We start from the raw sequence: 9,110 nt of genomic DNA on the forward strand, positions 1-9,110 counted from the left end.
CAACTGGTGCGGTGGAGTTGGTGGAGCGCTGCAGTGGCAACAAGCAGGAAGGGGAGGCTCAATCTTTAGTGAGCTGGTTGCTGGAGCGTTTGATTGTTCAACGGGCTGGATCTCTATGAAGCTATTTCCGCTAGCCGGGATAGTTTCAATGTTGGTTTGTATTTCTTCTTGCCAGCAGCAATTTGCAGGGCAGAAAGTGGCTCAGCTTGGCAGCCGAGAGGTGTGGCTTGGTAACAACAAAACACAAACCAAGTTCAGCTCAAGCCGCAGTTTTTGGCAGTTGCCGCTTCGTATTAGTAATCCCGGTGGCGAACAGATCAGCCTGGAGGTTCAACTGGAATGCGATTCCGCTCAGCCCAGCAGTGGCCTTATCAGTTTAATAAATCTGCGTCGCCAAGACCCCCTGCTAGGCCTTGATCGGCGTGATTCTTCTTTGGAGCGCAGCTGGTCGGGTGTTGAAGGGCCACTGCCTCCGGTTTGGTTGCGGCAGCTTTCCAAAAGCCATTGCGGAGTTGCAAAAATGCCCCCTCGCTGGCGCAGCATTTAAAGTGGTGAAATAACCGGGGATCGATGTTGATCAAAACGCTGCAAACACTCCTCAATCCGATCTACAAGCAATTCACCAGACAATTGCTTGCCTTGCTGCTGATCACTAGCTTGGTTTTTGGCCTCAGTGCCTGTGGTGAATCCGCCTCAGGGCTTACCGGTTCCTATGCAGACGACACGGTCGCAGTAGCTGAGGCTTTATTAACCACTATCTCCACCCCTGCTGAAGGTCCTGAAAGGGCTAATCAGCAAAAGGAAGCAAGATCTTTAATCAACAGTTATGTGGCTCTTTATCGCCCAAATAGTTCAGTGAACGGTTTGGCTTCTTTCACAACGATGCAAACAGCATTGAATTCCCTCGCCGGCCACTACGCAAGTTATGCCAATAGACCCTTACCAGAAGCATTGGTAAAGCGGATTGATAAAGAATTACATCAAGCAGAAATCAGTGTTACCAGGGGTTCTTAAGCAATTTGCCCATTGCGCCCATTATTTTCTTTGACTCATGGCACCTTGATCTGAGAAGCTTTCGGATTGTTCAGAGAAGCGGCCCCGTGCCGCCCGTGCATTGGCAAACGTAGTAGTTATAGGGGCACAGTGGGGAGATGAAGGCAAAGGGAAAATTACCGATTTGCTTAGCCGCTCCGCCGATGTGGTGGTGCGTTATCAGGGTGGCGTAAATGCTGGTCACACGATTGTTGTAGACGGAAAGGTGCTCAAACTGCACCTAATACCATCAGGAATTCTCTACCCCAACACCATGTGCCTTATTGGCGCTGGCACTGTTGTGGATCCAAAGGTGTTGCTTGGGGAGCTTGAGATGCTTGCCGGCAATGGCATTGATGCCAGTGGTTTGAAGCTGGCCTCTACAGCCCACGTAACCATGCCTTACCACCGCTTGCTGGATAAGGCGATTGAACTGCAAAGGGGTAATGGGCGTATTGGTACAACCGGACGCGGTATCGGCCCCACTTATTCAGATAAAGCTGAACGCAACGGCATTCGGGTTATTGATCTGCTCGATGAGGCCCATCTGCGTGAACGCCTAGAGGTGCCGATCAAAACTAAAAATTTGCTATTGGAGCGTATTCACGGCATCGAACCTTTAGATGCAAATGAAGTAATCGCGGAGTATGCAGCCTATGGCCGTAGGTTGGCGCCCCACGTGGTGGATTGCATTCGTAGCATTCATGGAGCGGCAAAGGCCCGTAAAAATATTTTGTTTGAAGGGGCCCAAGGAACCCTGCTTGATTTAGATCACGGCACTTATCCCTACGTAACTTCCTCAAACCCGGTGGCAGGTGGCGCTTGCATTGGTGCGGGTGTGGGCCCAACACTGATCGATCGTGTAATTGGCGTTGCCAAGGCCTACACCACCCGGGTGGGTGAGGGGCCTTTCCCAACCGAATTAGAAGGAAGCTTGTCTGATCACCTTTGCGATCGCGGTGGGGAATACGGCACCACCACTGGCCGCCGCCGCCGCTGTGGCTGGTTTGATGGTGTGATCGGTAGGTATGCGGTGGAAGTTAATGGAATCGATTGTTTAGCGATTACCAAGTTGGATGTGCTGGATGAGCTTGATCAAATTCAGGTATGTGTTGCTTATGAACTTGATGGAGAGCGAATTGTGCATTTCCCCAGCAGTTCTGGTGATTTTGCCCGCTGTCAGCCAATTTATGAAACCTTGCCTGGTTGGCAAACATCAACGGCTGATTGTCGCCGCTTAGATGAGTTGCCCCCCACAGCTATGGCTTATCTGCGTTTTCTAGCTGAATTAATGGAGGTGCCAATCGCCATCGTTTCGCTTGGAGCAAGCCGTGATCAAACCATCGTGGTGGAAGACCCCATCCACGGTCCTAAACGAGCACTACTAAGCGCATGACATCCCCTCGTTTTGATGTGGTTGCCATCGGTAATGCAATCGTTGATGTTTTAACCCAGGCCAGCGACCAATTTCTTATTGAACAAGGCCTGAAGAAAGGCACCATGGCCCTTCTCGATCAAGCCGAGGCGGAAGAGCTTTACAAAGCCATGGGCTCAGGGATTGAAAGCTCCGGTGGTTCTGCTGCAAACACAATCGCAGCCGTTGCTCAATTGGGAGGTAGGGCAGGTTTTATTGGCCGGGTTCGCAATGATCAGTTGGGGGAAATATTTGCCCATGATTTAAGGGCCACCGGCGCCAGTTTTGATACCCCTGCCGCTGAAGTTGGCGCTGCTACTGCGCGCTGCATGATTCTTGTAACCCCTGATGCGCAACGCACCATGGGTACATTTTTAGGGGCATCGATTGCTCTAGATCCAAATGATTTAGATCTTTCGATGGTGCGGCAAACCAAAGTGTTGTATTTAGAAGGATATTTGTGGGATGCAGAAGCAGCTAAAAATGCTTTTTTAGCTGCTTCTGCTGAGGTAAAAGCCCATGGAGGAGAAGTTGCTCTTAGTCTTTCAGATCCTTTCTGCGTTGATCGCCATAGAACAAGTTTCCAAGAGCTTGTTGAGGGTCATGTTGATATTTTGTTTGCTAATGAAGATGAAATCAAAAGCCTTTATTTAACTGATTCATTTGAACAAGCCACTGATTTGGTGAGAGGTCATTGCAAACTCGCCTGCCTCACCCGAAGCTCCCAAGGTTCTTTGGTGTTGGCAGGAGATGCCACCCACGTGATTCCTGCTTACCAATTGGGAGATTTGCTAGATACCACCGGTGCTGGCGATTGCTATGCCGCTGGCTTCCTTTATGGCTACAGCCAAGGCTGGGATCCAAAACGTTGCGGCCATGCAGGTTCGATTTGTGCTGCCCAGATTGTTACCCAAATGGGCCCCAGATCGCAGGTTGATCTAAAGGATTTAATTGAACATCATCTCGCTTCTTTTAAATAATTATGATCCTGCAAGTTTTAACTATTTTAAATTAACTGATCCAATTTGTTGTAGTAATTCCTTTGCCGCAAGCCCGCCGCCTGGGGGGCGGGAAAGCAAAAGCAATTGCAGATTTAAGGCTTCACAAAGTTCATGCCAATGGGCTTCATTGTTCCCCCCCGATTGCCGGGTGAGCACCACATCGCAACCCCACTGCCGGCAGAGAGCAGCCTCCACTGCCCATTTGCTTTGGTGGGGCCTGAGGCAAGCGATTTTTTCAGCTGATAAGCCAAGGGTGAGGGCAGTTTTTAATGCTTCAGGGCTAGGCAATAGGCGCACGCAGTGATCGCTAGCTCTGCTGTGCAGCAATGCTTTGCTCAATTCCCTGGCACCAAGGGCTAAAAATAAAACCTTGCCCTCGAGATTTTCATTTGCAAGGGCGGCAAGATTTGGCAGAAGCTTGGCCTTGCCTGGAGCCAGCTCCGGCCGCCAGTAGCGCAGCAGAGGCTGTTGCAGATCAGAGCAGGCTTGATCTAATTCTCGATGGATTTGGCGAGCAAAAGGGTGGGTGGCATCTATTACCCAGCGGCAAGGCCAAGAACTTATGGCAGCCTTCAATTTTCCCCCGGCACCTAACGCCCCGATCTTTATTTCAAGGCACGGATGGCTTGGATAAACCCTTGCTGCAGCTTCTGAAACCACACTCACCCTTAGATGCCATCCCTTTCCCAACAGGCTGGTGGCGAGAAATGGCCCCTCGCCGGTACCACTTAGTAGCCAGAGCCGCTGGTGGCTGGTACCTGATTGGGGGAGAATAAGAGCCACGGTTGCGTTTTTGTTGTGAATCAATGCCTGCTGGAAGTGGAAGTGCTGGAAGCTCCAAAAATCAGATACACCCAAGACAACCAAACTCCGATCGCTGAAATGTCAGTGCGGCTTGAGGGATTACGACCTGAAGACCCCGCTGGCGAATTGAAAGTGGTGGGTTTTGGCAGCTTGGCCCAAGATCTGCAGAACCGCGTAGTGGTTGGTCAACGCTTGGTTGTAGAGGGTCGCTTGCGGATGAATACGGTGGCCCGCCCTGATGGAGTGAAAGAGAAAAAAGTGGAATTCACACTGTCGCGGTTGCATCCTTTGGGGTCGCCTTCTGTTTCATCTGCAGCTTCACCCTCCCCTGCTGCCGCCATCCCTGCAGCTCCTATTCCTGTATCGGCACCAGCCAAGGTAACTACACCCGCTGGACGCCCATCAGATGCACCAAGTTGGAATACTGGCCCGCTAGTTGATCTTCCAGAAGACGAAATTCCTTTTTAAGCGATGCCTGAGGCTTAAAAAATTAATTTGGCTTTGATTTTTCAGATGCCAGCTCCAATAGCTGACCCAGTTCCCTCTCGAGGGCCGCTAAATCCAGGCGCAATTCAGGCCACTTGCCGGCATCGAGTTCTCTTAGCAACCAACTGCGATCCTGCTCAAGGACCTGGATCAGTTCTGTAGCACCATTGCATTCATTAGCCATATCAATACTGCTCATTTTTTAAATAAACTCCCGCAGTTTGTAGGGCTTTGAGAGAGGATAGCGAAATGCAAGGTCTCTTCTCACCTGGTTCAGTTCTAACCGTATTGGGTTCGGTGCTCACGGTTATTGGTTCTGTGGCGTACGCCACAGACGCCCCCAATTTGAGTTTGCCAACGATTTTTTACGGCATTCCAATTTTTCTTGGGGGCCTCGCTCTTAAATCATCAGAATTGCCCCCCGTTCGCCGGATTACACCTGCGGCTCAATGCAAAGAGCTGAGGGAATCCAGCGCCACCGAGGGCCAACTGAAGTTGCTTAAGGATGTTGTGCGTTGGCGTTATGGCCAAAAAGCCCATTTGGAAAGTTCCCTAGAAGCCCTCAAGCTCTGGGATGACGACAACCCACCCCAGATTGAAACCATTGAGGAATACAGCTTTGAAGGTCGTTATGCCTTGCGGTTACGAGTTATTTTGAATTCAGTGCCTAGGGAGCGCTGGCAGGCCTTGGAAGGAAGGCTTGGCAGATTTTTTGGGCCTGGATTGGAGGCGCGTTTGGAAGATGAGGGACCCGGGGCCTTAAATATCTGTTTTATTCAGCCATGCCAATAGATCCGCAGATTTCCAGCCACGACGCCCTGCGGGTGGAGGTGCTGAGCGAAGCACTGCCTTTTATTCAACGTTTCAGTGGCCGCAGGGTAGTTATTAAATACGGCGGTGCCGCGATGGTGGAACAACACCTTCGTGAGGCGGTTTTTCGTGATATCGCGCTTCTAGCAAGTGTTGGCGTGCGCCCCGTAGTAGTTCATGGTGGCGGGCCAGAGATAAATCAATGGTTAAAACGCTTAGCAATTGAAGCAGTGTTTCAAGAGGGTTTGCGTGTTACGGATCCCGCCACAATGGATGTGGTGGAGATGGTTTTGGTGGGCAGGGTTAATAAGCAGATAGTTAATGGTTTAAATCAAGTTGGCGGAAAGGCTGTGGGTTTAAGCGGCGCCGATGGCGACCTCGTAAGGGCACGAACCCATGGCGATGGTTCCCTTGGCTTGGTGGGTGATGTGGCGAGGGTGGATCCTGCTGTGATTATTCCCCTTTTAGATTTGGGATACATCCCAGTAATTTCTAGCGTTGCTCCAAATTGCGAAGGTCAGTCTTACAACATCAATGCAGATACAGTTGCCGGCGAATTAGCAGCTGCTCTTGATGCTGAAAAACTCATACTTCTCACCGATACCCAAGGTATTTTGCGAGATCGCAATGATCAAGGTTCTTTAATACGCCATAGCAGTTTGGCCGAAGCGAGAGAACTTATTTCCACTGGGGTGGTTGCTGGTGGGATGGTGCCAAAAACCGAATGCTGTATTCGCGCTCTAGCGCAGGGGGTTAGAGCTGCTCACATCGTTGATGGACGTGTGCCCCATGCCCTTTTGCTTGAGATTTTTACTAAAGAGGGAATCGGCACGATGGTGGTAGGCAGCAGCATGGGTTAAGGCAAATGCACCCTGAAGCGCGCACTGCCCTTGCTTGCGGCGAATATCGCAAAGTGGTTGATTTGCTGTTGCCACTGAAAGCGCAATTGCCTGCATCTTGCAATGAAGGAAGCGAATTAAGGCTCTGGCTCGCCACCGCTTATCAAGGTTTAAACGATCAAGCAAGTGCAGTTGCCTGTTGCCGCGAGGTGTTTTTAATGGGTGGGAGTGAACAACGCCGCCAGGCCCAAGCTGTATTGGCAATCATTGAAGCTCCGGTATTGCAGCGTCCGAAGGAATGGTGCATTGAATTACCCAGCCTCGGTGATAGCCCGCCCCTTGAAGGATTAGCTAAAGGGGTGAATAAGCCAAATAAAAAGCTTGTTTCTAAAACTGGTTCTCCCCCTGCACCACCTGTGGGTCGCACCAGAGCGCCTCTCGGTTTTGCCTTGGTTGCTGGTTTCTTTCTGGTTTTCATTACATTTTTATTGTCTGGTTGTGTGAGGGTTGATGGCACTATTGAATTCCACGGACCTGGCAGGCTTCAGTTTCAGCAGCAGTGGGAGCGGCAGCCCTCCAGCCGCAGCAGTGTTATCAGGCTGCAGCAATTGGGGCCTCAAATTGAAGCTGAGCTGAAGAACTTTGAAGAGCGTTATGGCATCGCCGTGCAAGCACCAAAACTGCAGTGGCAAGAACGCAACTGGTTAATTGGGGCGCAACAACAGCTCAATTTGGAATGGGATCTAAATGATTTAGATCCAGTGGCTGGTTTGTCTTTACATCTACATCTAAAACCTTTGGCCCTCAAAGCTGTGGAGTTGGCAGTGCCGCTTGCGGTGCAACAAGAAAATCCAACAACGTTGGATTGGCAGCTGTTGCCAGGTGAACTAAATAGCTTTGCTTATTCTTGCTGGCGTTGGAGTGGTTTGGGTTTAGGGGCGATATTAATTTCCTTGTTGTTGGCGCTGAGCTTGCTACTGCAAAATTTGAGCTCTAAAGCTCCATTGGGTCGGGATCAATAGCTAGATGAACTCCTTTTGGTAGTAACCGTCTCAGGATTTGTTCAGATGGCAGCGGGATTGGGCTGGCGGGAGGGCCTTGCAGTAAAAGTTGCCAGCGGCTTAAGCCAGCTACTCGGGCCCGTGGAGCAGGGGCCGGGCCAATCGCAAGCCAATCAGCTTCTCTTAGCTGATTAGCTACATGGTTCAGCAAAGTAGCGGCGGCACTAGCGGTAAGGCTGGCCTGCGGGCCGGCAAATCTGAGCAAACAGGCCCGGCTGTAGGGCGCGAGGCGAGCTATTCGCCTAACGGCCGCTTCCTCTTCTAAAAATTCAGCGTAACTGCCTGCAATTAAGTGTTGGATTACACGATGATCTGGGTCGTAGGTTTGGACTAAAACCTCCCCGGGTTGTTCGCCTCTGCCGGCCCGCCCTGCCAATTGCAGTAGTAGTTGCAAGCTTTGTTCTGCGGCCCTTAGATCAGGGCGATGCAGTAATCCATCGGCTGCTAACACTGCCGCCAAGGTCACTTTGGGTAAGTCCATTCCCTTTGCCAGCATTTGAGTACCAACCAAAACGTCTGCTTCCCCAGCGGCAAAACGCTCTAAAAGTTGCTTATGTCCATCGCGGCCTCTGGTGCTGTCTCTGTCAAAACGTAAAAGACGTATTCCCTCAAGTTCAAGTTCAAGCTGCTCAAGAACTTTTTGGGTGCCAGCCCCAAATGGCTTAAAAGCGGTGGAACCGCATTGCCCGCAATTAGTAGCTATTTCGTCTCTGTGGTCGCACCAATGACAACGCAGCCAGCTGTGGCCATCGGAATTGCGATGCACTGTTAATGAAACATCGCAATGGGGGCATGTAACTGCTTGCCCGCAACTCCGACAGCTTAAAAAAGTGCTGTAGCCGCGTCTTGGTACCAGAACCACCGCCTGTTGTTTACGTTTAGCCAATCCACTGAGTCGCTCCAAAAGAGGCCTACTTAAAAGCTGTCGATTGCCATCTGCAAGTTCCTGCCGCATATCCACCACTCGCACTGGAGGTAGTGGCCTAGCTGCAATGCGTTGAGGTAAGTGCAGTAAGCCGATGCTGTTATTTGGCTTTTGGCAGGCGAGCCAGGTTTCAAGGCATGGGGTGGCACTACCTAAAAGGATCCCGCAACCCTCCTGCTGCTGCCTTAGACGAGCCACATCACGGGTGTGATAGCAGGGCATTGGCGCTTCTTGTTTATAAGAACTGTCGTGTTCCTCATCAAGAACGATCAAGCCAAGTTTTGGTAATGGCAAAAAAATTGCTGAGCGGGTTCCCACCACTACGCAAGGACTACCCGAACGGCAATAACGCCAGGTGGCCAAACGCTCTCCTTCGCTTAAAGCTGAGTGATAAGGCACTACAGCATTACCAAATCGCCTTTGGCAGCGTTCCAGTAATTGGGGGATTAAACCAATTTCTGGCGTAAGCATTAACACGCTCCTGCCGGCTTCCAGTTCAGGAATGCAACAACGCAGATAGATCTCAGTTTTCCCGGAACCTGTTACTCCCCAAAGCAGCCATTCCTTTTGCTCGCGCTGATTTTGGAACAGCTGCAGCACATTGGCTTGATCTGGATTCAGATTTGGCGGAATTTCAAGGTTTCTTGCCGGGCTAGAAGGCCAGCCCTGGGGCGGTTTTGTTTGATTGCTTAATTCAATTAATGCCTTTGCCTCAAGCAACTTCAGTAGCGAACGGCT

Annotated in this window: 11 protein-coding genes; 8 read left to right on the plus strand and 3 right to left on the minus strand. The window is 50.8% G+C overall.

Annotated elements, in window-relative coordinates; translation table 11 throughout:
* Positions 1-115 precede the first annotated feature (115 nt).
* From KB557_RS06840 to KB557_RS06855, 4 genes are all read left to right on the plus strand, one after another.
* Complete coding sequence (locus KB557_RS06840) at positions 116-547, plus strand: hypothetical protein (protein WP_255132608.1); 432 nt, start codon at positions 116-118, stop codon at positions 545-547.
* 23 nt (positions 548-570) lie between these two features.
* The gene (psb27, locus tag KB557_RS06845) at positions 571-1,014 is read left to right on the plus strand and encodes a photosystem II protein Psb27 (protein WP_255132610.1); all 444 of its coding nucleotides are present in this window, start codon (positions 571-573) and stop codon (positions 1,012-1,014) included.
* A 100-nt stretch (positions 1,015-1,114) separates the two neighbouring features.
* A complete protein-coding gene (locus KB557_RS06850) occupies positions 1,115-2,428 on the plus strand; it encodes an adenylosuccinate synthase (RefSeq protein WP_255132613.1) in 1,314 nt (437 codons plus the stop codon).
* Positions 2,425-3,426, plus strand: coding sequence for an adenosine kinase (locus tag KB557_RS06855; protein ID WP_255132615.1), 1,002 nt, complete (start codon positions 2,425-2,427; stop codon positions 3,424-3,426). Before KB557_RS06850 ends, KB557_RS06855 begins: the two co-directional genes overlap by 4 nt.
* Before the next feature lie 21 nt (positions 3,427-3,447).
* On the opposite strand, the gene KB557_RS06860 is transcribed toward KB557_RS06855, so the two are convergent.
* Positions 3,448-4,230 (minus strand): precorrin-6A/cobalt-precorrin-6A reductase, encoded by a 783-nt coding sequence (locus KB557_RS06860; RefSeq protein WP_255132617.1) that lies wholly within the window; start codon positions 4,228-4,230, stop codon positions 3,448-3,450.
* Positions 4,231-4,245: 15 nt separating this feature from the next.
* Between KB557_RS06860 and KB557_RS06865 the strand changes: the two genes are divergently transcribed.
* Complete coding sequence (locus KB557_RS06865; protein ID WP_255132620.1) at positions 4,246-4,719, plus strand: single-stranded DNA-binding protein; 474 nt, start codon at positions 4,246-4,248, stop codon at positions 4,717-4,719.
* A gap of 22 nt (positions 4,720-4,741) precedes the next feature.
* On the opposite strand, the gene KB557_RS06870 is transcribed toward KB557_RS06865, so the two are convergent.
* Positions 4,742-4,936 (minus strand): hypothetical protein, encoded by a 195-nt coding sequence (locus KB557_RS06870; protein WP_255132622.1) that lies wholly within the window; start codon positions 4,934-4,936, stop codon positions 4,742-4,744.
* Positions 4,937-4,986: 50 nt separating this feature from the next.
* Here KB557_RS06870 and KB557_RS06875 point away from each other — a divergent pair, with 50 nt between their 5' ends.
* From KB557_RS06875 to KB557_RS06885, 3 genes are read left to right on the plus strand one after another with little or no spacing between them, the layout of a single operon-like run.
* Positions 4,987-5,529: a DUF2854 domain-containing protein gene (locus KB557_RS06875; protein ID WP_255132630.1), complete on the plus strand. Its 543-nt coding sequence runs from the start codon at positions 4,987-4,989 to the stop codon at positions 5,527-5,529.
* Positions 5,520-6,407, plus strand: coding sequence for an acetylglutamate kinase (argB, locus tag KB557_RS06880; protein WP_255132624.1), 888 nt, complete (start codon positions 5,520-5,522; stop codon positions 6,405-6,407). The genes KB557_RS06875 and argB overlap by 10 nt, the downstream gene beginning before the upstream one ends.
* 5 nt (positions 6,408-6,412) lie before the next feature.
* A complete protein-coding gene (locus KB557_RS06885) occupies positions 6,413-7,408 on the plus strand; it encodes a DUF3153 domain-containing protein (protein WP_255132626.1) in 996 nt (331 codons plus the stop codon).
* On the opposite strand, the gene priA is transcribed toward KB557_RS06885, so the two are convergent.
* The coding region (gene priA / locus KB557_RS06890; RefSeq protein ID WP_255132628.1) for a primosomal protein N' at positions 7,380-9,110 on the minus strand (1,731 nt) is incomplete at its 5' end. The two genes, KB557_RS06885 and priA, sit on opposite strands and share 29 nt — an antisense overlap.

It is taken from the genome of Synechococcus sp. Cruz CV12-2-Slac-r (assembly GCF_024346075.1).
In the GTDB taxonomy this organism is placed as follows: Bacteria; Cyanobacteriota; Cyanobacteriia; order PCC-6307; family Cyanobiaceae; genus Synechococcus_D.

Excerpts from the sequence above, each read along its gene's own strand:
- argB (WP_255132624.1), top strand. The coding sequence starts at position 5,520 with ATGCCAATAGATCCGCAGATTTCCAGCCACGACGCCCTGCGGGTGGAG.
- KB557_RS06870 (WP_255132622.1), bottom strand. The coding sequence starts at position 4,936 with ATGAGCAGTATTGATATGGCTAATGAATGCAATGGTGCTACAGAACTG.
- KB557_RS06875 (WP_255132630.1), top strand. The coding sequence starts at position 4,987 with ATGCAAGGTCTCTTCTCACCTGGTTCAGTTCTAACCGTATTGGGTTCG.
- KB557_RS06885 (WP_255132626.1), top strand. The coding sequence starts at position 6,413 with ATGCACCCTGAAGCGCGCACTGCCCTTGCTTGCGGCGAATATCGCAAA.
- psb27 (WP_255132610.1), top strand. The coding sequence starts at position 571 with ATGTTGATCAAAACGCTGCAAACACTCCTCAATCCGATCTACAAGCAA.
- KB557_RS06840 (WP_255132608.1), top strand. The coding sequence starts at position 116 with ATGAAGCTATTTCCGCTAGCCGGGATAGTTTCAATGTTGGTTTGTATT.
- KB557_RS06855 (WP_255132615.1), top strand. The coding sequence starts at position 2,425 with ATGACATCCCCTCGTTTTGATGTGGTTGCCATCGGTAATGCAATCGTT.